This is a genomic window from Nocardia pseudovaccinii (assembly GCF_050942345.1).
Taxonomy (GTDB): domain Bacteria; phylum Actinomycetota; class Actinomycetes; order Mycobacteriales; family Mycobacteriaceae; genus Nocardia; species Nocardia pseudovaccinii.
Genome location: NZ_CP192074.1, coordinates 984,117 through 1,005,574, shown reverse-complemented (window position 1 = coordinate 1,005,574; position 21,458 = coordinate 984,117). Strand labels below are relative to the sequence as shown.

Here is a 21,458-nt window from a genome sequence, read left to right as displayed (position 1 = left end):
GGCTAGCCCCGATCCGCATAGATGTCGGCGGAGACCCGATGGGCGATCACCGGATAGGTCTCCACCCGGTCGGGGCCGGGCAGCAGTGCCATATCCTCGCCGGGCAGCAGTTCGGTGGCGAGGATCGCGCGCTGCGCGGCGAGCAGCACATCCTCGGATTCGGCGAACACCACGATCATCCCGGACCCGTCGTGGCGGCGCAGCTCGTAGGTGGTGAGCAGTCCTGGGACACCGGCGAGCGCCGGTCCGATGCGGTGCCGGGACGCGAAGTCCGCCGCGGCCAATTGGTCGGTGCTGCGTGGTCCGTCGAAACAGACGAGTTGTGCGTACATCGGAAATGCTCCTGATCTGCGGGAATGATGTACTCAGCTTCGGCGGTACGGCAGCGGCGCGAATCAGTGCGACCACGTACGCGCGGTACTGAACCTCGCGCGCGGTCCGCCGAGCGCGTGGATACTGCTGCCTATGCAAGACCCGCTGATCGGTCGTCATCGCGAGCTCGCCCGCCTGCGGGCCGCTGTGCTCGCGGCCGCCGCGGGACCGGGGCGGTTGGTCCTGATCGACGGACCGGCCGGAATCGGCAAGACCCGGCTGGCCGAGCACACCGCTGCGCTGGCCGCCGAGTGCGGGCTGCGCGTCGGCCGTGGCTTCGCTGTCGACGATGCGGGGATGCCGCCGCTGTGGCCGTGGCATCGGCTCGGCCGCGACCTTCCGGAGTTGGCCGAAGCACTGGCGGGTGGCGACGCCGTGCGGTGGGAGGATTCGGCCTCGCAACGGTTTCGGATGTTCACCGTCTTCGCCGACGCGCTCGAAGCGGCCGCGGCCCCAGCCGGACTCGCGGTGGTGCTGGAGGATCTGCACTGGGCCGACCGGACCTCACTACTGCTGCTGCGGCACATCGCCGCCGAACTCCCGCACCAGCGGTTGCTCCTAGTCGCCACCGCACGCGACACCGCCCACGGGCCCTATCTCGAACAATTGCCGGACCTGGTACGGATGCCGCACACCCAGACGATGCCGCTGACCGGACTATCGGTCGAGGAGGTCCGGTATTGGTTGCGCCACGCCGCGCCCACCCTGGATACCGCGGCCGCCGACCGACTACACGAACGCACCGGCGGCAACCCGCTCTACGTTCGGCTCGTCGTCGAATCGTCCGGCGAATCCGATCCGGATCCATTGTCCCGTCCAGGTTTTCGACGGCTGGCATTGGCACAGATCGATCGGCTCGACGCGGCGACCAGGACGGTATTGCGGGCCGCGAGCGTACTCGGCGAGCGGATCGAACCGGAATTACTCGAACAGCTCACGGGCGCCGATGTGGAAACGGCGCTCGATACGGCAGTGACCGCCGGTGTGGTCCGCCACCCCGACAACGGCGCGGTCGCATTCGTCCACGCGCTGATCCGCGATGCGATCTACGCCGAATTGTCGCCCTCGAAGCGAATGTCATTGCACCGCAGCGCCGCCGAGTTGCTCGCCGCCCGGGCCGATGGCGATCCTTCGGCGGCCGGACCGATCGCGACTCACCTGCGAAGGGCGAGCGGCCAGGACACCGACGCCGACTGCGCACACTGGGCTCGCATTGCCGCCGAATCCGCCCGCGCGACGACCGCCTACGACGAGGCGATCCGCTTCCACGAATGGGCGATCGAGGCGACCGGACCGAGCGCACCCGGCCCGCTGCGGGCCGAGCTGTTGATCGAACTCGCGCGCAGCGAATTCGAGGCCGGTCGCATCGACGACAGCATCGGCCATTGCGCACAGGCCGGGGCGATCGCGGAGCAGGCGAGCCGCCCCGACCTCGTCGCGGCGGCCGGGCTGGTGGTGCACGGTATCGGTACCCCGAAGGTAATCGCCACAGTGGACCAACTGTGCCGCAGCGCATTACGCGGCTTGTCCGCCGATTCCGACAGCGCGTCGATCGCCCGGCTCACCGCGCATCGCGCCATGGCGGCCGCACAGATCGGCGAATGCGACCGTGCCAGAGAACTTTCCGCGACGGCCATGGGGACCGCCGAACGCAGCGGCGATCCCGACACTCTGCTCGATGCCATCCACGCCCGCCACCTCGCCCTTTCGGCGCCGCAATTCCTCGCCGAGCGGATGGACCTCGTCGAACGCGCCATCGAAATCGGCGACCGGGCGCGTCAGCCGCTGGCCCGGCTGTGGGGCTATCTATGGCAGGCCTCGGCCGCATTCCAACTCGGTGACCTCGGCCTGGTCGACCGAGCGATCATCGAGCTGGAGCAGGTCGCCGAGCGGGGACGCCTGCCGATCGCCCGCTGGCATCTGCATCGACTCGATGCCACCCGCGCAGCACTAACCGGAGACTTCGTCACGGCCGACGAAAGCAATAACGCCGCATTCGAACTCGCCATCCGGATGGGCGACGAGTCGCTGCTCGGTTTGCACCACGCGTTCCGCGGGCTGATGAACATGGTGCAGGGATATGTGTCCGAAACCGAAGCCGCCGAGCGATTCGCGGCGATGCGCCATGCGCCGCAGATACCGTTGATCCGGATCTTCCTCCCGATGACACGCGCCCTGGCCGGCGATCTCGACGAGGCGCGCGCGCTGTTCCAGGAGTTCCGGGAATTGCCCGGCACCTTCCAGATCGGTCCGCATTGGCTCGGGCTGCTCTACAACCTCGGTTTCACCGCGGTGCTGTTGCGCGACAAGGAAACCGCCGAGCGCACCTACCAGGCGTTCGGCCCCGACGACGGCTACTACCTCGGAGACGGCGGCGCTGTGCTGTGCTCCGGTTCGATCGCCCGCCCGATCGCCGACCTCGCGTTCACCGCCGGACGAGTCGACGCCGCGATCGAGCACTACCAGCGTGCGATCGCGATGGACAGCCGGATCGGCGCGCGCCCCTTTCTGGCGCTGAGCCGCCTCGGGCTGGCCGACGCACTGCGCACCCGGGGCGCGCCCGGAGATCTGCGCGCCGCCCGGTCGGCGATAACCGAAGCGGCACAGGAATTTCGGCGACTCGATATGACGCACCGCCTGCGGGCCGCCGATACGCTGCTCGCCGAGATCGACCGGGCGGGCCGCAACGCGAACCCGCTGACCGCCCGCGAAACCGAGGTCGCGGACCTGCTCGCGGATGGCCTCGCCAACCGCGAGATCGCCACTCGGCTGGTACTTTCCGAGCGCACGGTGGAGACGCATGTCCGCAGCATCCTGGCCAAGTTGGGATTTCAGAATCGAACCGAGATCGCGGCGTGGCGCCTGCGCTCCTGAGCAGGCGCCGTACCGCATCAGGCAGCGGCCTTGCTTTCGGGCTTGTCGATGGCGACCGGCTCGGGAGCCTTGCCGCGCAACGGAACTTCTTCGATGAACCAGGCGATCAGGAAGCCCAGTGCGCAGATGGCGGCGGCGGCCAGGAAGACGTGGCCGGTGCCGGAGGCGAAGGCCGCGAGATAGCCGTGTCCCTCGGTGGGTACATGGCCCTGTAGCGCCCTGGTGAACAGGGATCCGAAGGCCGCGACGCCGATTGATCCGCCCAGGGTTCGGAACAGTGTGACCGCACCGGATGCCGCGCCGATATTCGCCAACTCCACGCTGTTCTGCGCGACGGCGGTGGAAAGCTGCATCGAGAAGCCGAGCCCGGTGCCCATCAGCGCCATGGCGAAACCCGTTGTCAGACGACCGGTTTCGGTGTCGATGGCAGACAGCAGTACTGCGCCCGCAGTGAGGAACAGCCCGCCCAGAATGAAGAAGATCTTGTACTTGCCGGTCGCGGTCATCCGCTTCCCGACGATCTGGGAGACCACCAGCAGCGGCAACATCATCGGCAGCAGGAGCAGTCCGGAGTTCGCGGCCGATGCACCCTGCACCGTCTGCTGGAACAGCGGCAGATACAACACCGATCCGAACATGACCACGCCGCCGACCAGGGCGGTCAATGCGGCCAGGGTGAGATTGCGGGTGCGGAAGATTCCCAGCGGGATCACCGGATCGACGGCCTGGCGTTCGATCACCAGGAATGCGGCCAAGGCGGCCACCGCGAGCACGGCGAGTCCGACGATCCGCGCCGAGAGCCACGCGTAGTCGACACCGCCCCAGGTCGCGATCAGCACCAGGGCGGCGATCGCGGTCGTGAGCGCGAGAATGCCCGCGTAGTCGATGGTCACCTTCCTGCGCGCGGCGGGCAGTTCGAGCCGCCACCACGACCACGCGAAGGCCACCAGCCCCAGCGGAATATTGATATAGAAGGCCCAGCGCCAGTCGAGTCCGTCGGTGATCACACCGCCGACCAGTGGGCCGCCGATGGTGCCGACGGCCATCGTGGTGGCGGTCATGCCCTGATACTTTCCGCGTTCGCGCGGCGGGACCAGCGCGCCGATGACGGCGAATGCGGTGACCGCGATACCGCCCGCGCCGAGGCCCTGCAGTGCGCGGAATCCGATCAGCGCGGGCATCGACCAGGACGCGCCCGCCAGCACCGAGCCGATCAGGAAGACGCCGATGGCACTGAGGAATACGGTCTTTCGGCTGTACAGGTCGCCGAGTTTCGCCCATACCGGCGTCGAGATCGCCGACAGCAGGGTGTAGGCGGTCACCACCCAGGCGACGTGGGACAGTCCGCCCAATTCGCGCACGATCGTCGGCATCGCGGTGCCGACGATCGCGTTGTCCAACATTGCCAGCAGCATCGCCAGCAGCACCCCGGCCAGTACCGATCGGATCTGTCGCGTGGGTGCGGTCTTCGTCTCGGTCATTTCTGCGGACATGGCCGCTCACCTCCTTCTCGGCAGTTCAGGAACTGCCAACCGCTTCAGAAAATCACAGTCGCTACAAAAGTACAACTGCTCCGACTTTGGTGCAGATAGCTCAATCGGGTAGAGTTGCCGCATGACCGCGACGACCGGGCGCAGGGAGCGCAAGAAGGCACAGACGCGGCAAGCCCTGGCCGATGCCGCGACAAAGCTGTTCACCGAACGCGGCTACGACAATGTCGGCGTCCGGGAGGTCGCCGAGGCGGCGGACGTATCGCTGAGCACGCTGTTCAAGCACTTCCCCAATAAGGAATCACTGGTCTTCGACCTGGACGCGGATATCGAGGCCGAGCTGGTGGCGGCCGTCCGCGACCGGACCGCCGGGCAATCGGTCATCCACGCACTGCGCGACTACCTGATGCGCACCCGCACCGCGCGCAGCGACGATCCCGGAATCGTCGCCTTTCATCGCCTCGTCGACTCGACGCCCGCGCTGCGCGAGTACGCGCACCAGATGCTGCTGCGGCACGAATCCGCATTGGCGACCGCGATCGCCGAAGCGACCGGCGCACCGGCGGGCGATCTCGCGGCCGCGGGACTCGCCCACTTCGCGCTGGAAGCCGCCAAAGTCGCGAGCACCAGGGAAGATCCGGCGAGCGCGTTCCACGAGTTGTTCGACCTGCTCGAAAACGGCTGGGGCCGGTAGCTTCCGGAGAACCGGTGCCGAGTTCGTGGTTGAACCCGGAAACCGCGCCCGCCTATCCGGCGGGACCAGCACCGCCGCGGCGGCGGTGATCGCAAGTCCGTCACCGAGTCCGAAGGCATAATCCCGCGGACCGATCCGATCAGATGCTCGCCTAGAGTCCGGCGGCCGCTGCGCTCTGGACCTTCGCCAACCTCAGCAACCCCTCGGACACAGGCACACCTGCACACCCATCCGGTATTCCGTCAGCCTTCCCAGCATTTCAGCTAACAGCACGCTACCGATCCGACCGGTGCGATGGCATGCGGAATCCCGATATCGGTTGACTAAGAGTTCTAGCGTTGCTAGATTCTCTATCAACGCTACAAGCACAGAACGGAACAGCTCATGATCACCACACTCATCCAGGTCGTCGCCATCGTCTCAGTCCTCGCGAACGCCGTCGTCTACGGCACCGACGCCTGCTTCGCACTGATCACGCGGTCGGTGTACGACAAGCTGGACGACCGGACGGTGACCATCTCAGCGGGCTGGGGTCACTACTACGGCGACCGCCGGATGCCGATCGTCGGGATCAGCGGTGTGGTAACCGCCGTTGTGGCAACGGCTCTCGCGGCGATCAGCGGCCACGCGGCAGCGGCGATCGCGGCGGGTATCGCCGTCGTGGCACTGGTGACCTGGCTCGGCATCTACGTTCGGGTGGCGAAGCCGGTGAACACCCAGCAGACCGCCGCGGCGCACTCCGGCGTCATTCCGTCGAATGCTCGTGCGCTGCAGGACAAGTGGAACAGCGTAATCAACGGCCGGGTGGCCCTGCAGTTCACCGCCATCGCCGCGCTCTGCGCCGCGATCGCCCTCGCCTGACGCTCCTCATCGAAAACCCTGTGTCGGCCGCACCTGCAAGGTGCGGCCGACACAGGGTTTTCGCGTGCTCCGAAATATATTGCCTAGCGGATGGTTTGGTCGATCAACCTGCGCGCCGCCCGGTCGGTGCGCTCCACGTCACCGGTTATCAACCGATCCTGAATGATGCCGCGCAGCCCCGAAACCAGCAGCGTGGCAACGGCTTCCGGATCATCGATCGACTCGATTCGGCGCAGCGCATCCGCGAGCGTCCCGATGAAGGTCGCGATCGCGGCATTCGCGTATTCGCCATAGGGACTACCCGGCGCACAGGCCGCCCCCAGCACCTGCAGCAGCACCCGCACACTCGTCGTGGCCTCCCCCGCGATATTCACCGCGCAGAATTCGCCGAGCCGCTCGCGCAGCGAAGCCGCATCGGAGACCCCCGCGAAGACCAAGGCGATATCCGGGCGCTGCGTGGTCAGCGCCTGTACCAGCAGTTCTTCCTTGGTATCGAAGTAGTGGATCAGCATGCGCGAACTGGTGCCGAGTTCGGCGGCGAGCGGGCGCAACGACAGGTCACCGAGGCCGTGGGCAGCGATGTATTCGACGACGCCGGCCAGCAGGTCGGCGCGTTTCGCGTGGTCGAGTGGACGAGCCATGGGTTGACTGTAGCGATTGGTACAGGTATTCATGACATCGTGACTGTAACAATCGCTTCAGAAACTCGCCCGGCCGTCGTGGTCACCGCAGTCGCCGCGACCACATCGATCGCCGATGACATCGACCAGACCTGGTCCGGACTGCTCGCCGGGCACAGCGGTATCGGCATGCTCGCCGACGATTTCGTGGCCGAATACGATCTGCCGGTCCGCATCGGCGGCAAGTTGAAGTCACGGCCGGGCGATCAGCTCACCCGCGTCGAACAGCGCCGCCACTCCTATGTCGAGCAGATGGCACTGGTATTGGGCCGCCAGGTCTGGTGCAATGCGGGCGCACCCGAGGTCGAGGGTGAGCGGCTCGCGGTCGTCATCGGCACCGGGCTCGGCGGCGGCGACGCGCTGATCAATGCCGTCGATTCGATGCGCGACGGCGGCTACCGGAAGGTATCGCCGATGTCGGTGCCGATGGTTATGCCGAATGGTCCGGCCGCGACGGTCGGGCTCGAAATCGGTGCCAAGGCAGGGGTTTTCGCGCCGGTCTCGGCCTGTTCCTCCGGTTCGGAGGCGATCGCGCATGCCTGGCGGCTGATCACTACCGGCGAGGCGGATGTCGTGGTGGCCGGTGGCGTCGAGGGGCATATCGATGCGGTGCCGATCGCGAGTTTCGCCATGATGCGGGCGATGAGCACGCGCAATGACGAACCGGAGCGGGCATCGCGGCCATTCGACCGGGATCGCGACGGGTTCGTCTTCGGCGAAGCGGGGGCACTGCTGGTGCTGGAGTCCGAGCGGCATGCGCGGGCGCGCGGTGCGCGGATCCACGGCCGGGTTTTGGGCGCGGGGATCACCTCGGACGCCTATCACATCGTCGCGTCGGAGCCGGAGGGCATCGGTGCGGCGCGCGCCATGCGCAAGGCGATATGCACTGCCGGACTGCAGGTTTCGGATATTCAGCACGTCAATGCGCACGCCACCTCGACATCGATCGGCGATGCGTCGGAAGCCAATGCCATCACCGCGGTGACGCCGGAGGCATCGGTCTACGCGCCCAAATCCGCACTCGGCCATTCGATCGGCGCGGTCGGTGCGCTCGAATCCATCCTCACCATGCTGACGCTGCGCGACCAAATCGTCCCGCCCACATTGAATCTCGACAATCGAGACCTGGAGATCGACCTCGATATCGTGGCGGGCGCGCCCCGCGAGCAGCGCATCGACTTCGCGCTCAACAATTCGTTCGGCTTCGGCGGCCACAATGTCGCCCTGGCCTTCGGCCGGGCGTAGCGGTGGCTGCTCGTTGCCGCGGGGTAGCGTCGTAGCAGAATCGTTAACCGTACGAACAATCCAGCGGAACGGGACAACGACGTGGCCGACGCCTTCTACACCCCAGATCCGGCGAACCCGAATCGGTTCGTCTCGACCGAACTGACCCGCGGTCCGTGGTCACCCGACGCCCAGCACGCCGGACCACCATCCGCGCTGCTCGGACACGCGATCGAACGCTGTGAGCCGAGGGCCGGATTCCAGGTCGGGCGGGTCGCGGTGGAAATCCTCGGCCCGGTTCCCTTGGAGCCGCTGACGGTGCAGACGCGGGTGGCCCGCCCCGGGCGCAGTGTGGAGCTGATCGAAGCAACCCTGTCCACCGATCGCGGACCGGTCATGCGGGCGAATGCCTGGCGATTCAAACTCGCCGAGCCGGAGCTCGAACTGCCCGAACAGTTCCTGCCGACCGGTGCCCGTCCCGGACCGGATCAGGCAGTGCCGTCCCACTTTCCGTCGACCCAACCCATCGGTTTCCACACCGGCATCGACTATCGCTTCGTGTCCGGGTCGTTCGCCGATCCCGGCCCGGCGATCTGCTGGATCCGGCTGAAGTATCCGATCGTCGCCGGTACCACGCCGAGTCCGATGGAACGCACACTCGCCGCGGCGGATTCGGGTAATGGTGTCAGCCGGGTGCTGGATTGGAACCGATACCTGTTCATCAATACCGATCTCACGGTCACGCTGCACCGACAGCCGGTCGGCGAATGGGTCTGCCTGGACGCCGCCACCTATCCGCAACCGCACGGCATCGGCTTGGCCGAGTCCGCGCTCTTCGACGAGAAGGGTCCGCTGGGCCGCAGCACCCAAACCCTGTTCCTCGGCCCGCGCTAGCTCGGCTGCAACCTGCGCGGTCGAAGATCGCGGCCGTGCGCGGGCGCCGTCGGATCCGGTTAACCGGCAGACCGGATCAATGCCGTGAACGGTCCGAACTTCGCAGGTCGAGACCGCCGTCCGGACTGTTGCTGAGCAATCGCCGCATGTGAAACCATAAATGTGATTCGGTCGACCCGAGACGCCCACCGAGCCGCTTTCGCGCGGCCACCCGGACGCGGGAAGGAGTCGACGATGTTGATGCGTTTCCGACTGGACCCGGACCAACTCGCCGCGGCCATGTCCATCGCCGGGCTGAAGCCGGGACCACGGTCCGCGCTGCCGCTGACGACCCCGCCGTCCGACCCGGCAGCGGCGCTGCGGGACACCGGACTACTCGAAGCGGACGACCGGCTCACCGGACCGGCCGATGCAGCACTGCGGATCGCCGCCGATCCCGCGCATACCACCGCCGTCACCGCCAACCGCGTCGGGCAGGACAACCGGACAGCGGCGCTGCTGCTGCGCGGAGACGAAGAAGGCACCTTCGTCATGCAGGCCGGGACCGGCGACGAGGGCTTCGATTTCACCGTCGTGCCAACGCTCACCCAGGCCACCATGCTGGTCGACCAACTGCTCGATCTCACCTCCTACGGCCCCGGATTCGCCTCGCCGCCGATCGACCTCGATCTCATCGCATTCGCCGCACTGCTCGCCGCCGCCGATGCGGCACAGGAGGCCCGCCTGGCCGGGGTCCTGCGTCGAGACGTCGCGGCCGGACCGCTCGAGCTGCGCGCGCTCGAGCTGGAGGAGCAACTCGCCAAGGGGCTGGCCGCGGGCGACACTCGTTGGGCCTTGTCCGCCGCCCAGGGCGCCACACCGGTCTCGCTAGCGGCGGCGGCCGGCCGGATGACGGAGGGACTGGCGCGGCTGGCGTCGCTCAGCCTTGTTCGACTGGAGGCGCTCGGCAGCTACCGATTCACCGATGCCGGGACCGCGGTGGCACGGTCGTTCGGTCAACTGTTGACGACCGGGAGCATTGCCGTAATGGACGGTGCGGCAACGAAACAGGACGCGCTCGCCCATTTCACGGTGTTCCGATCGACGTTCTCGACCCGGTTCGCATGCTGGCGCGAGCTTGCGGCGCGCAATCCGCGTGCCGAATTGTTGGAGACCACAACCGAAGTCGCGCTCAGGCTGGTGCGCGACGTGCTGGATCCCGCCGTGGTCAAGCCGTTCGCCGGTGGCATACCGGCATTCGACGCGTCTGCCGCACCCACGGAAGCGGTGCCTGCGGTCGAGCGCGGAAGCACTCCGGCATTTCATCCGACCCACCAGGTGCCCGCCAACGGCATGCCCGCATGGGCCACTCCCGACTCGACCCGGCCGCCCGTCGCCCGTATCGAACCGCGCGTCGAACTCCAGATCCTCGATCGCTCCGGCGACTGGGCGAATATCGTCTGCAACAACGGCTGGACCGCATGGGTCGACGGCCGCGCCATCGAACCCCTTGCCGCCCTCTGGTACCCGACCCACCTGGTACCCGAGGGCGGATTGGACGCATGGGCCGCGCCCGATCCGAGCCTCGGCCCCATCACCAGCATCGATCCCGGCGTCGAACTCCAGATCCTGGGCCGCGCCGGGGACTGGGCGCATATCGCCTGCAACAACGGCTGGACCGCATGGGTCGACGGCCGCGCGATCCAACCCCTCGCCCGGCCAGGTGCACCCTGGACGTCCACCGGCGACAGGAACATCTGATGACCCGGTCACGAGATCACGGGACCACCAGAACGAGCTAGGGGCGTGTCGAAATCTGCTGGACCGCCCAGCCATTGCCGTCCGGATCGGAGAAGAAGCAGAAGCCGACATTGTCGAGCGGGTCGGGCACCGGCCGGGGATTGGTGCCGAGCACCTGGACTTCGCTGACCTCGACGCCGCGCTCGACCAATTCGGCGTGGGCCTTGCGGATATCGGGGACGACGAGTTGCAGGCCGTGTATCGAGCCCGGTTCCATCTTCGGGACTCCGCCCTTGCCGATCACAATGGAACAGCCCGAGCCGGGCGGCGTCAGCTGTACGAGCCGGATCTCGTCGCCGATTTCGGTGTCGAAGTCGAGGTCGAAACCCACCTTGTTCGAATAGAAGTCCTTGGCCCGGTCGATATCCGACACCGGCACGATCACGACCTCGAGTGTCCAGTTCATGGCGAGTCCCTTCGCTGCTGTGGACATGGGCATGCCTGAATGTGCAGACCGCGAGCGGCGGCCGAAATCATCGCTATATGCGCGGTTTCCAGCGCCATGCGAATTCACCCGCCTCCGGCGGAGGACCGGGCAGTTCACCTTTTCCCGCGAGCCCCGTGATCAGCATGGCGAGCACGCGTCTGCGCAGTTCCGCGGTTCGGGCCTGGTCCGGCATGGCGATGGCCGCACACGATTCCAGGACGAGACCGAGGTCATTGGCATTCGCATCCGCGCGCAGGCGACCGGAGGCGTGCGCCCGCCGGACCAGTTCCTCGGTGACTTCACCCGAATGCATGACGTCCGGCAGCATCGACTCGTCCGGGGTGAAGGTGCCCGCCAAATGCACGGTCAACGAGTGCACGTCCGCGTCGACGACCCGTTCCAGGAATCCGATCAGACCGTGCCAGCCGTCCGAATCCTCCAGTGCGGCATCGGCTTCGGTGTTGTAGCGGCGTAGGCCCTCGTGGCAGAGGGTGCGCAACAGCACGTCTTTGCTCGGGTAGCGGCGGTAGAGGGCGCTGATGCCCACTCCGGCTCGCTCGGCGACGGCGGCGATGGGGGCGTTGGCGTCGGCGAGGAAGACCGCGCGGGCGGCCTCGAGGATGAGCCCGTCGTTGCGGGCGGCCTGCGCCTTGCGTCCGGGCAGACCCTTCTGAGCTGGGGCATCGGATGTTTTCGGCATGAGTTCAGACTAGCACTTGAAACGGAATGATCCGTTCTGATACTGTTCAAACAGAACGAAGCATTCCGTTTCACAAGGAGTAGAGATGACCGCCATCACCCCCTTCACCATCGACGTCCCGCAGGCAAAGCTCGACGACCTGGCCGACCGGCTGTCCCGGGCCCTCTACCCGAACGAATTGCCCGGCGTCGGCGACGCCTACGGGGTACCGAACGAGCGGGTACGGGATCTCGCCGAGTACTGGCTGGAGCGCTTCGACTGGCGCGCGCTGGAGGCGAAGCTGAACTCCTACCCGCAGTTCACCACCGAGATCGACGGCGAAGATATCCACTTCATGCACATCAGGTCCTCCCGGCCGGATGCGCTGCCGGTGATCCTGACCCACGGCTGGCCGGGTTCGGTGCTCGAATACCTCGATGTCATCGCGCCGCTGACCGAGCCGGAATCCGCCGATGAGCCCGCCTTCCACCTGGTCATCCCGTCGCTGCCGGGATTCGGATTCTCCGGGCCGACTCGCAGCACCGGATGGGGCACCCTCCGCACCGCTGCGGCCTGGGCGGAGCTGATGGGTCGACTGGGCTACGCCCGCTACGGCGCCATCGGCAACGACGGTGGCTCGATGGTCTCACCGGAGATCGGACGGCTGGATTCCGATCACGTCGTCGGAGTGCATGTGACGCAGCTGTTTTCGTTCCCGTCCGGTGATCCGTCGGAGTTCGAGGGGCTGTCCGAGGAGGACATGGCGGCGCTGCAGCACCTGCAGTGGTTCCACGAGAACAAGATGGCCTTCAACGCCTTGCACAGCCAGCAGCCGCAGACGCTGGCGTTCGCGCTGGCCGATTCGCCGGTCGGATTGCTCGGCTGGAATGCGCAACTGTTCGGCGAGAGCCTCGACGAGGAGTTCGTGATCGGCAATGTGGCCATCTACTGGCTGACCGGAACGGCCGGGTCGTCGCTGCGGTTCTACTACGAGAATGCGCACACCGCGCAGCAGCCGAGCGGACCGACCACGGTGCCGACCGGACTGGCGATGTTCAAAGGTGATTTCCAGTCGATTCGCCGGTTCGCCGAGCGCGATCACAGCAACATCGTCAGCTGGAATTCTTACAACGTCGGCTCCGCCCAAGGCGGCCCGAACGATGCGGCCGGACACTACGCCGCGCATGAGGCACCGCAGGTGATCGTCGCCGATATCCGGCAGTTCTTCGCCAAGCTCGGCTGAGCACACAGCGCAACGGCCCGCATCCGTTTCCGGACGCGGGCCGTTGCGCGTTTCCAGCAGAGAGCCTCTCGTATGTCTTCGAGACGCACGGCCATGGCTCGTCTCGCTCTCCGTTGATGTACTGGATTCACCAACAGCTCAACAGTTTTCAACACCCGCGGTGCGAGCGTCAGGCCCGGAGGCGGCAGCCTGCGTAACCACGTAGGGCCCGGGAGCACCGCAAATTCAGCAAAGGAGAACATCATGCGTATCGCAGTCTTCGGAGCCACCAGCACCGTCGGTCGGCTGGTCGTCGAGCAGGCGCTCGAGCAGGGGCACGAGGTCACCGCCTTTACTCGCAATGCGGTCAGTGTCGGACAGCGGCACGAGCGGTTGCACATCGTCGAGGGCGATGTGCTGGATACGAATTCGGTGGAGCGGGCCGTGGCCGGGCAGGATGCGGTGTTGATCTCGCTGGGTGCGGGCCGTAAGGGTGTCATCCGGGCCGAAGGCACCCGCGCGGTGCTCGAGGCGATGGACCGGACCGGCGTCGAGCGCCTGATCTGCCAGACCACCCTGGGCGTCGGCGACAGCCGCGGCAACCTGAACTTCCTCTGGAAGTACGTGATGTTCGGGATGCTGCTGCGCGAGGCCTACGCCGACCACGTCAAGCAGGAAGAATACGTCCGCGCGAGCAACCTCGACTGGACCATCGTGCGCCCGAGCGCCTTCACCGACGGCCCCCGCACCGACGCGTTCCGTCAGGGCTTCCCCGCCGACGCCAAGGGCCTCTCCCTCAAAATCGCCCGCGCCGACATAGCCGCCTTCATGCTCACCCAACTCACCGACCCCACCTACACCCGCCAGGCCCCCGGCATCTCCAACTAGTGACCGAGAATGCCGTGGTGGAGGGGCGCTCTCGACGGTTGCCTGCGTGGACGCATGGTGAACGGTGGTCCAGGTCAGTGCTGGTGGAGAGTGCCCCAGGTGGGGAAGGGGTCGGGGTAGGTGGTCCAGGTGGTGGGGCCCGCGCTGAGTTCGTCGTCGGTGAGGAGGGCGGCGTCGAGGAGGGCGCTGATGTGGGTGGTGTCGAGTTTTATGCCGATGAAGACGATTTCCTGGCCTGCGGGGACTTCGAGGGCGGACCACCAGGCGGCGGGTTCGAAGGTGAGGTTGGGACCGGCTTGGGACCAGATTGCGGCGAGGTCGGGGCGGCTGGCCAGCCAGCAGAACCCCTTGCTGCGCAACATGCCTCGGAGTTGAGTGAGGGCGTCGGCGAGGCGCTCGGGATGGAAGGGGCGGTCGGCGGTGTAGGTGAGGCTGCCGATGCCGTATTCCTCGGTTTCCGGGATGTGGCCGCCCGCCAGTTCCTCGTCCCAGCCATCGGATTCGGCGGCCAGCACCGGGTTGTAGCGGCCGGTCGCGAGCACCTCCGCGAGATCCACCGCCCCCTTCTCGGTGCGCAGCACATGGGCGCGTGGATTGAGCCGTCGCACAGTGGCTTCCACGGTTCCGGCGGCATTGGCGCTGACCAGGTCCGTCTTGTTGATCAGCAGGACATCGGCGAATTCGACCTGATCGACCAGCAGGTCGGCGATGGTGCGCGTATCGCCGTCGCCCGCTTCGAGATTGCGCTCGGTGAGGGCCTGCCCGCGGGCGATTTCAGCGAGGAAGGTGGAGGCGTCCACCACGGTGACCATGGTGTCCAGGCGGGCGATATCGCCGAGTTTGAAGCCGTCCTCGAATTCCCAGTCGAAGGTCGCGGCGACCGGCATCGGCTCGGAGATGCCGGTGGATTCGATGACCAGCTGATCGAATCGGCCCGCGCGGGCGAGCCTGCCGACCGCCTCGATCAGATCCTCGCGCAGCGTGCAGCAGATGCAGCCATTGGTCAGTTCGACCAGCTTCTCCTCGGTGCGGTCCAGGTGCCCGTTGCTCGCTGCGCTCGCCGGCCACGGCCGCTGTGTTGAATTCGGGGCGCGCTTCGCTTGCCCCTGCCCGGCGACGAGTGCGGCATCGATATTGACCTCGCTCATGTCGTTGACGATGACCGCGACGCGGCGACCGTCGCGATTGGCCAGGATGTGGTTGAGCAGGGTCGTCTTACCCGCGCCGAGGAAGCCGGAGAGCACGGTGACGGGCAGCAGGTCAGGGGTCGATGAAGCGGTCATTTCTTAATGATAATGGTTTTCAATTAACCGCAGACCACGCGCCGCCAATCGGGGCAGCACAGAGGTATGCGATCGGGCAGATCGGAATCGCCGGACAACGCTAGGGTCTGGGGTGTGAAATTCCTGCCGCTCGCGCCCGACGGGCAGACCCCGGTTCGCGTACTCACTATCGCCGGGACCGACTCCGGCGGCGGCGCGGGTATTCAGGCCGATTCGCGGACCATGGCCCTGTGCGGGGTGCACGCATGCGTTGCGGTGGCCGCGGTGACGGTGCAGAACTCGGTCGGGGTGAGCGGGTTCCACGAGATTCCGCCGCAGGTCGTGGCCGATCAGGTGCGCGCGGTCGTCGGGGATATCGGGGTCGGAGCCGCCAAGACCGGGATGCTGGCCTCGACCGCGATCATCGAGTCGGTCGCGACGGTCTGTCAGGAAGTCGGGATCGGACGGGATCGGACGCCGCTGGTGGTCGATCCGGTCGCGGCATCCATGCACGGCGATCCGCTGCTGCACGAGGAGGCGCTGGATGCCGTGCGGCACACGCTGATTCCGCTGGCCACGGTGGTGACGCCGAATCTCGACGAGGTGCGGCTGATCACCGGGATCGAGGTCATCGACGATGCCTCGGCTCGGCGCGCGGCGGAGGCGCTGCACAAGCTCGGAGCGCAATGGGCCATCGTCAAGGGCGGCCATCTGCGATCCTCGGAGGTGAGCACCGACCTGCTCTTCGACGGCGATCGCTTCCTCGAGTTCACCGCGCCGCGGATCACCACCGGCAACGACCACGGCGGCGGCGACACCTTGGCCGCGGCCATCGCATGCGCACTCGCCAATGGTTACCCGGTGCCCGATGCCGTCGAGTTCGCCAAGGACTGGACCTACCGCTGCCTGGCCGCCTCCTACGACCTCGGCGCAGGTCACGGCCCCGTTTCCCCGTTGTGGCGGCTATCCGCCTCCTGACGCCCGGCGCACCCGCTGTCATTGGGCATGCGGACTTCGCTGGTGCCGGTGGGTTCCGAAACTTGTCGGTGGGTGGGGTCATACTGTGGGCATCGCAGACACCGTTGGCCTCGACGATGCGGTTGACGAGAACGATGGGGTTCGAAGTGGATGCGGGAGCCGACCGCTAATGGCGCGCTCGCGGTCGGTGCGTACAAGTCAGTCGCTGGAGAACGCGAGGTGCAGCGGTTGGTCCGCGTCCATGCGGATGCCGTTCAGTCGCGCATTGGCCTCGGCCAGTGCGGAGATGATCTCGGCCAGGTAGGCGACGAACTTCTCGATCGGCATGGTGTGTGCCTGTAGCCGGTTCGCACCGAGCCACCAGTCGGTGGCCGAGGCCACCGCACCGAATACCGAATAGTTGACGAGTTCGACGCTGGACACCTCGACGGATTTGTCGGCGAGCAGTCCGGTGAACAGATCCGCGGCCCGCTTGGCCGATTGCCGAGCCGACTGCAGCGCCCGCTCGGATTCATCGGCCCGCTGCGTGAAGTGGCTGTGCAGCATGAACCGGAAAACATTGGGGTGCTCGGAAACCACGAGCACATATTCGGCCGCGCCCCGCCGAATCAACTCCCGCGCAGAATCATTCGTCAGATCGGCGCTGGAAACGATTCGCTCCCACAGCATGTCGCGAACCCGGTCGACAATCGCGTTGTACAGATCGGTCTTGTCCTCGAAGTGCCGATAGAGTTTGGGCTTGGCCGCCCCGGCCTCCTTCGCGATATCGCCCATGCTCACCTCGGGTCCGAACTTGTCCAGCGCCCGAAACGCCGCATCGACGAATTCCGCCCGAACCTTCACCCGATGCTCCCGCCACCGCTCGGTCCGAGCATCGACCCGCCTGGGCGTCCCCGCATCCACTCCCCGCCCACTGCGCATCACAAATCCGACCGTACCAATACCTGCACCCGACCTAGGTAGACGCGGTTGCCGGAACGGCAACAAAGTTGGCGCTGTCGCGGACCCTGCGTACATCATGCGAACAGGGTCGATGGACCGAGATACGCGACTTCGATGGGAGAACGACGCATGACCGAGAGCACCGCTTCTGGCAACACCCAGGAGTTCTGGGAGGGGTTCTATCAGGATCGGGATCAGGTGTGGACCGGCAATCCCAATCCGTTGTTGGTGCGGGAGGCCGTGGAGCTCGAGCCGGGGACCGCGTTGGACCTCGGATGTGGTGAGGGTGCGGACGCTGTTTGGCTCGCGGGGCGCGGGTGGCGGGTTACCGCGGTCGATGTGTCCCCGACAGCGCTGCGGCGTGCGGCTGTGCATGCCGATGAGGCGGGCGTCGGGGAGCGCATCACATTCGCGGAACATGATCTGGCGCAATCGTTTCCGGACGGAGAGTTCGATCTGGTCTCGGCGCAGTTCTTTCATTCGCCGGTGGCGCAGGACCAGGAGCGTACGAAGGTTCTGCGGCGGGCCGCCGAGGCGGTGGGCGTCGGCGGGGTCTTGTTGATTGCGGGGCATGCGGGATGGCCGTCGTTTGTGCAGGATCGGCATGACGTGCACTTCCCGACCATGGATGAGGTGCTCGACGGGCTGGCTCTCGGGCCGGACTGGAACGTGGAGACCAAGGATGCGGTCGAGCGGGAAGTCACGTGGCCGGAGGGGCAGGTGGGGCTACGTACCGACACCGTGTTGCGGATTCGGCGAGTGCGGTAGCCGCGGTCCCCAGGAACCTCACAGGTAGAGCCCAGCTAGGGTCCAGCGCGGTTCGCGAGGGTAGTCACCATGACCGAATCGACGACCGCCGCGCACCGGGCGGAAATGACCGAAACGGTGATCACGCCCGTGCTGGACGTCGTGATCCCCGTCTACAACGAAGAGGCCGACCTGGGTGTCTGCGTGCGGCGGCTGCACGCCTACTTGCGCGACGGATTCCCGTTCCCGGCGCGGATCACCGTAGCCGACAATGCGAGCACCGACGACACCATGCAGGTCGCGCAGTTGCTCGCCGATGAACTCGATGACGTGCGGGTCGTGCACCTCGACGCCAAGGGCCGCGGCCGCGCATTGCGCGCGGTGTGGGAGCACTCCGACGCCCAGGTGGTCGCCTACATGGACGTGGATCTGTCGACCGACCTCAATGCGCTGCTGCCCCTGGTCGCGCCGCTGATCTCGGGCCACTCCGATCTGGCCATCGGCACCCGGCTCGACGCGGCATCGCGGGTAGTACGCGGACCCAAGCGCGAAATCATCTCGCGCTGCTACAACCTGATCCTGAAAGCCTCACTGCAGGCGCGCTTTTCGGATGCGCAGTGCGGTTTCAAGGCGATGCGCACCGATGTGGCGCGGCGACTGCTGCCGCTGGTGCAGGACGGTGAATGGTTCTTCGACACCGAGCTCTTGGTGCTCGCCGAGCGGGCCGGGCTGCGCATCCACGAGGTGCCGGTCGACTGGATCGACGATCCGGACAGCCGGGTCGACATCATCGACACCGCGCGCAAGGATCTACTCGGCGTGTGGCGACTGTTGCGCGGACTGACCACCGGTGCGCTGCCGTTGGACGAGCTGCGCCGCTCGGTCGGCCGTGAACCACTGGTTCCCGGTGTGCCGTTGGGGATGGTCGGGCAGGTGGTGCGGTTCGCGATAGTCGGCGTCATCTCCACGCTCGCCTATATGCTGCTGTACCTGGTGTTGCAGCCCATGACCGGCGCGCAGGTCGCGAACTTCGTCGCGCTGCTGATCACCGCGGTCGGCAATACCGCCGCCAACCGCGCCTTCACCTTCGGGGTGCGCGGGTCGAATGGCGTTGTGTCACACCAATTCCAGGGTCTGCTGATCTTCGGCTTCGGCTTATTGGTCACCAGCGGATCGTTGTTCGCCCTGCACCGTTGGGCACCCGACGCCGCCGTTCATCTGGAATTGTTCGTACTCGTGGTCGCCAATCTCATTGCCACGCTGATCCGATTCGTCGGCCTGCGCTGGGTCTTCCGCAATCCGACCGCCACCCGCACGGCGCTGGTCACCGAGGGCGGACAACAGTGACGGCTACGCTCACGCCACCGTCGACAGCGGTACCGCCGCGATCGCGCCCCGAGCGCGAGATCGGCTGGGAGTACCCGGCTTTGGCGGTACTGCTGCTCGGGACCGGAATCGCCTACCTGTGCAACCTCAGTGCCAGCGGGTGGGCGAATTCCTTCTACTCCGCCGCGGTACAGGCGGGCTCGGAGTCCTGGAAGGCCTTCTTCTTCGGCTCCTCGGATGCGGCGAACTCGATCACCGTCGACAAACCACCGGCCTCGCTGTGGCTTATGGAACTGTCGGTGCGGGCATTCGGACTGAATTCCTGGAGCATCCTGGTTCCGGAGGTCCTGCTCGGCGTCGCCTCGGTCGCACTGGTGTGGGCGACGGTGCGCAGGCCCTTCGGCCCGGCGGCCGGACTCATCGCCGGACTGGCGCTCGCGGTGACGCCGGTCGCCGCACTGATGTTCCGGTTCAACAACCCGGATGCGCTGCTGGTATTCCTGATGATCGCGGCGGCCTGGGCGATGACCAGGGCGGTCGAGGACGGACGCACCCGCTGGCTGGTACTCACCGGTGCCTTCATCGGATTCGGATTCCTCACCAAGCAATTGCAGGTGCTGCTGGTGGTGCCCACACTGGCGCTGACCTATCTGTTCGCCGGTCCGCCCAAACTCGGCAAGCGGATCCTGCAGCTGCTCGCGGCGGGTTTGTCGATGATCGTCGCGGCCGGGTGGTGGCTGCTCACGGTCGAACTGTGGCCCGCGTCTTCGCGACCGTGGATCGGTGGGTCGCAAAACAATTCGATTGTCGAACTCACTCTCGGCTACAACGGTCTCGGTCGCTTGAACGGCAATGAACACGGCAGCGTCACCCCCGGCGGTGGCGATATGCCGCGCGGTGGTGGCGGCGGTGGCAGCATGTGGGGCAGCACCGGCATCACCCGGATGTTCGAACCGGCGCAGGGCGGTCAGATCGCCTGGCTCATCCCCGCCGCATCGGTCGCGCTGGTAGCGGGAATTCTGTTGCGCGGCAAGGCAGCTCGCACCGATGGAAGGCGCGCGGCGCTGATCCTGTGGGGTGGTTGGCTGCTGGTGACCGGGTTGACCTTCAGCTTCATGGCGGGCATCTTCCACCAGTACTACACGGTGGCGCTGGCTCCGGCGGTCGCCGCATTGGTCGGTATCGGTGCGGTTCAGCTGTGGCGGGATCGGCACCGGCTGTGGGTCCGATTGTTCGCGGGGCTCGCGGTCGGCCTGACCACCGCGACGTCATGGATGTTGTTGTCACGCAGCTCGAGCTTCGTGCCGTGGTTGCGCTGGGCGGTGCTTGTGGTCGGTGTGCTCGCGACCATCGCGGTACTGCTGCCCGCACCACGGAAGGTAGCGCTGGTCGCGGCATTGGCGGCCGCATTCACCGGATTCGCCGGGCCCGTCGCGTATTCCGCCCAGACCATTTCGACCGGACACGAGGGCGGGATCCCGTCGGCGGGACCGAATGTCGGGATGTTCGGCCATCGCCCCGGCGACGAGGGCGGCTTCGGTGGTCCCGGCGGCTTCGGTGGTCCCGGCGGTCCCGCTGGCAGTATGCCCGGTGGACGAAACACTGACGGCCGCAATGCGAATGGCGCTCAGGGTAGAGAGGCCACCATGCAAGGCGGCAACGAGGCCGCGGGCAATCCGATGATGGGCGGACCCGCCGGTGGTCTGCTCGGCGCGAGCAGGCCGAGTGAGAAGGTCATCGCGCTGCTGGAAAACAATGGCTCCGACTACACCTGGGTCGCCGCGGCCACCGGCTCCAACAGTGCCGCCGGATTCCAGCTGGCCACCGAACTGCCGGTCATGCCGGTCGGCGGCTTCAACGGCAGCGACCCGTCGCCGACCTTGGATCAGTTCAAGCAGTATGTCGCCGACGGAAAGATCCACTACTTCATCGGCAGTGGCAATCGCGGCGGCGAGGATGGCGGTTTCGGTTTCGGCCGCTCCGGCACCAGCAGCGAGATCAGTAAGTGGGTGGAAGAACACTTCACCGCGACCGCAGTCGACGGCATCACCCTGTACGACCTGACCGCCGCCCACTGATCCACACCGGCGGGATCCGCACCCCTTCGGGGAACCCGCAT

General features: G+C 66.6%; 19 protein-coding genes. 12 read left to right on the top strand and 7 right to left on the bottom strand.

Annotated features, from left to right (window positions below):
• Nucleotides 1-2: 2 nt before the first annotated feature.
• Nucleotides 3-332, bottom strand: a complete 330-nt coding sequence (locus ACQPZ2_RS04590; protein WP_433524441.1) for a hypothetical protein — start codon at nucleotides 330-332, stop codon at nucleotides 3-5.
• Between the two features lie 133 nt (nucleotides 333-465).
• Between ACQPZ2_RS04590 and ACQPZ2_RS04585 the strand changes: the two genes are divergently transcribed.
• Nucleotides 466-3,246 (top strand): ATP-binding protein, encoded by a 2,781-nt coding sequence (locus tag ACQPZ2_RS04585; RefSeq protein WP_433524440.1) that lies wholly within the window; start codon nucleotides 466-468, stop codon nucleotides 3,244-3,246.
• A gap of 17 nt (nucleotides 3,247-3,263) precedes the next feature.
• Here ACQPZ2_RS04585 and ACQPZ2_RS04580 read toward each other — a convergent pair whose 3' ends face one another.
• Nucleotides 3,264-4,739, bottom strand: a complete 1,476-nt coding sequence (locus ACQPZ2_RS04580; RefSeq protein WP_433524439.1) for an MDR family MFS transporter — start codon at nucleotides 4,737-4,739, stop codon at nucleotides 3,264-3,266.
• A 121-nt stretch (nucleotides 4,740-4,860) separates the two neighbouring features.
• Between ACQPZ2_RS04580 and ACQPZ2_RS04575 the strand changes: the two genes are divergently transcribed.
• Nucleotides 4,861-5,430: a TetR/AcrR family transcriptional regulator gene (locus ACQPZ2_RS04575; RefSeq protein ID WP_433524438.1), complete on the top strand. Its 570-nt coding sequence runs from the start codon at nucleotides 4,861-4,863 to the stop codon at nucleotides 5,428-5,430.
• 384 nt (nucleotides 5,431-5,814) lie between these two features.
• Nucleotides 5,815-6,291 (top strand): DUF1772 domain-containing protein, encoded by a 477-nt coding sequence (locus tag ACQPZ2_RS04570; protein ID WP_433524437.1) that lies wholly within the window; start codon nucleotides 5,815-5,817, stop codon nucleotides 6,289-6,291.
• 83 nt (nucleotides 6,292-6,374) lie between these two features.
• Here the strand turns inward: ACQPZ2_RS04570 and ACQPZ2_RS04565 are convergent, their stop codons facing one another.
• On the bottom strand, nucleotides 6,375-6,932 hold the full coding sequence (locus ACQPZ2_RS04565; RefSeq protein WP_433524436.1) for a TetR/AcrR family transcriptional regulator: 558 nt from the start codon (nucleotides 6,930-6,932) through the stop codon (nucleotides 6,375-6,377).
• A gap of 39 nt (nucleotides 6,933-6,971) precedes the next feature.
• Between ACQPZ2_RS04565 and ACQPZ2_RS04560 the strand changes: the two genes are divergently transcribed.
• The 3 genes from ACQPZ2_RS04560 (at nucleotide 6,972) to ACQPZ2_RS04550 (ending at nucleotide 10,829) form a co-directional block, all read left to right on the top strand.
• Nucleotides 6,972-8,216, top strand: a complete 1,245-nt coding sequence (locus ACQPZ2_RS04560; protein ID WP_433524435.1) for a KasA/KasB family beta-ketoacyl-ACP synthase — start codon at nucleotides 6,972-6,974, stop codon at nucleotides 8,214-8,216.
• 81 nt (nucleotides 8,217-8,297) lie between these two features.
• On the top strand, nucleotides 8,298-9,089 hold the full coding sequence (locus tag ACQPZ2_RS04555) for a thioesterase family protein (protein ID WP_433524434.1): 792 nt from the start codon (nucleotides 8,298-8,300) through the stop codon (nucleotides 9,087-9,089).
• A gap of 234 nt (nucleotides 9,090-9,323) precedes the next feature.
• The gene (locus tag ACQPZ2_RS04550; RefSeq protein WP_433524433.1) at nucleotides 9,324-10,829 is read left to right on the top strand and encodes an SH3 domain-containing protein; all 1,506 of its coding nucleotides are present in this window, start codon (nucleotides 9,324-9,326) and stop codon (nucleotides 10,827-10,829) included.
• Nucleotides 10,830-10,866: 37 nt separating this feature from the next.
• Here ACQPZ2_RS04550 and ACQPZ2_RS04545 read toward each other — a convergent pair whose 3' ends face one another.
• Nucleotides 10,867-11,274 carry a VOC family protein gene (locus tag ACQPZ2_RS04545; protein WP_433527323.1) on the bottom strand — a complete coding sequence of 136 codons (408 nt, stop codon included), beginning with the start codon at nucleotides 11,272-11,274 and terminating at the stop codon, nucleotides 10,867-10,869.
• Between the two features lie 73 nt (nucleotides 11,275-11,347).
• A complete protein-coding gene (locus ACQPZ2_RS04540; RefSeq protein WP_433524432.1) occupies nucleotides 11,348-11,995 on the bottom strand; it encodes a TetR/AcrR family transcriptional regulator in 648 nt (215 codons plus the stop codon).
• Nucleotides 11,996-12,080: 85 nt separating this feature from the next.
• On the opposite strand from ACQPZ2_RS04540, the gene ACQPZ2_RS04535 reads away from it, so the two are divergent.
• Together ACQPZ2_RS04535 and ACQPZ2_RS04530 are read left to right on the top strand one after the other, a co-directional pair.
• Complete coding sequence (locus ACQPZ2_RS04535) at nucleotides 12,081-13,217, top strand: epoxide hydrolase family protein (protein WP_433524431.1); 1,137 nt, start codon at nucleotides 12,081-12,083, stop codon at nucleotides 13,215-13,217.
• Nucleotides 13,218-13,460: 243 nt separating this feature from the next.
• Nucleotides 13,461-14,084 carry an NAD(P)-dependent oxidoreductase gene (locus ACQPZ2_RS04530; RefSeq protein ID WP_433524430.1) on the top strand — a complete coding sequence of 208 codons (624 nt, stop codon included), beginning with the start codon at nucleotides 13,461-13,463 and terminating at the stop codon, nucleotides 14,082-14,084.
• A 74-nt stretch (nucleotides 14,085-14,158) separates the two neighbouring features.
• Here the strand turns inward: ACQPZ2_RS04530 and ACQPZ2_RS04525 are convergent, their stop codons facing one another.
• Nucleotides 14,159-15,367, bottom strand: a complete 1,209-nt coding sequence (locus ACQPZ2_RS04525; RefSeq protein WP_433524429.1) for a GTP-binding protein — start codon at nucleotides 15,365-15,367, stop codon at nucleotides 14,159-14,161.
• Nucleotides 15,368-15,481: 114 nt separating this feature from the next.
• Between ACQPZ2_RS04525 and thiD the strand changes: the two genes are divergently transcribed.
• Nucleotides 15,482-16,324, top strand: a complete 843-nt coding sequence (gene thiD, locus ACQPZ2_RS04520) for a bifunctional hydroxymethylpyrimidine kinase/phosphomethylpyrimidine kinase (RefSeq protein ID WP_433524428.1) — start codon at nucleotides 15,482-15,484, stop codon at nucleotides 16,322-16,324.
• 198 nt (nucleotides 16,325-16,522) lie between these two features.
• On the opposite strand, the gene ACQPZ2_RS04515 is transcribed toward thiD, so the two are convergent.
• The gene (locus ACQPZ2_RS04515; RefSeq protein ID WP_433524427.1) at nucleotides 16,523-17,167 is read right to left on the bottom strand and encodes a TetR/AcrR family transcriptional regulator; all 645 of its coding nucleotides are present in this window, start codon (nucleotides 17,165-17,167) and stop codon (nucleotides 16,523-16,525) included.
• 228 nt (nucleotides 17,168-17,395) lie between these two features.
• Here ACQPZ2_RS04515 and ACQPZ2_RS04510 point away from each other — a divergent pair, with 228 nt between their 5' ends.
• From ACQPZ2_RS04510 to ACQPZ2_RS04500, 3 genes are all read left to right on the top strand, one after another.
• Complete coding sequence (locus tag ACQPZ2_RS04510) at nucleotides 17,396-18,034, top strand: class I SAM-dependent methyltransferase (RefSeq protein WP_433524426.1); 639 nt, start codon at nucleotides 17,396-17,398, stop codon at nucleotides 18,032-18,034.
• A gap of 69 nt (nucleotides 18,035-18,103) precedes the next feature.
• Nucleotides 18,104-19,360, top strand: a complete 1,257-nt coding sequence (locus tag ACQPZ2_RS04505; RefSeq protein ID WP_357476666.1) for a bifunctional glycosyltransferase family 2/GtrA family protein — start codon at nucleotides 18,104-18,106, stop codon at nucleotides 19,358-19,360.
• On the top strand, nucleotides 19,357-21,417 hold the full coding sequence (locus ACQPZ2_RS04500; protein ID WP_433524425.1) for an ArnT family glycosyltransferase: 2,061 nt from the start codon (nucleotides 19,357-19,359) through the stop codon (nucleotides 21,415-21,417). The genes ACQPZ2_RS04505 and ACQPZ2_RS04500 overlap by 4 nt, the downstream gene beginning before the upstream one ends.
• Nucleotides 21,418-21,458: the final 41 nt, after the last annotated feature.

Excerpts from the sequence above, each read along its gene's own strand:
- ACQPZ2_RS04570 (WP_433524437.1), top strand. The coding sequence starts at position 5,815 with ATGATCACCACACTCATCCAGGTCGTCGCCATCGTCTCAGTCCTCGCG.
- ACQPZ2_RS04565 (WP_433524436.1), bottom strand. The coding sequence starts at position 6,932 with ATGGCTCGTCCACTCGACCACGCGAAACGCGCCGACCTGCTGGCCGGC.
- ACQPZ2_RS04540 (WP_433524432.1), bottom strand. The coding sequence starts at position 11,995 with ATGCCGAAAACATCCGATGCCCCAGCTCAGAAGGGTCTGCCCGGACGC.
- ACQPZ2_RS04505 (WP_357476666.1), top strand. The coding sequence starts at position 18,104 with ATGACCGAATCGACGACCGCCGCGCACCGGGCGGAAATGACCGAAACG.
- ACQPZ2_RS04590 (WP_433524441.1), bottom strand. The coding sequence starts at position 332 with ATGTACGCACAACTCGTCTGTTTCGACGGACCACGCAGCACCGACCAA.
- ACQPZ2_RS04550 (WP_433524433.1), top strand. The coding sequence starts at position 9,324 with ATGTTGATGCGTTTCCGACTGGACCCGGACCAACTCGCCGCGGCCATG.
- ACQPZ2_RS04510 (WP_433524426.1), top strand. The coding sequence starts at position 17,396 with ATGACCGAGAGCACCGCTTCTGGCAACACCCAGGAGTTCTGGGAGGGG.
- ACQPZ2_RS04545 (WP_433527323.1), bottom strand. The coding sequence starts at position 11,274 with ATGAACTGGACACTCGAGGTCGTGATCGTGCCGGTGTCGGATATCGAC.
- ACQPZ2_RS04585 (WP_433524440.1), top strand. The coding sequence starts at position 466 with ATGCAAGACCCGCTGATCGGTCGTCATCGCGAGCTCGCCCGCCTGCGG.
- ACQPZ2_RS04525 (WP_433524429.1), bottom strand. The coding sequence starts at position 15,367 with ATGACCGCTTCATCGACCCCTGACCTGCTGCCCGTCACCGTGCTCTCC.
- ACQPZ2_RS04530 (WP_433524430.1), top strand. The coding sequence starts at position 13,461 with ATGCGTATCGCAGTCTTCGGAGCCACCAGCACCGTCGGTCGGCTGGTC.
- ACQPZ2_RS04580 (WP_433524439.1), bottom strand. The coding sequence starts at position 4,739 with ATGTCCGCAGAAATGACCGAGACGAAGACCGCACCCACGCGACAGATC.
- ACQPZ2_RS04575 (WP_433524438.1), top strand. The coding sequence starts at position 4,861 with ATGACCGCGACGACCGGGCGCAGGGAGCGCAAGAAGGCACAGACGCGG.
- ACQPZ2_RS04535 (WP_433524431.1), top strand. The coding sequence starts at position 12,081 with ATGACCGCCATCACCCCCTTCACCATCGACGTCCCGCAGGCAAAGCTC.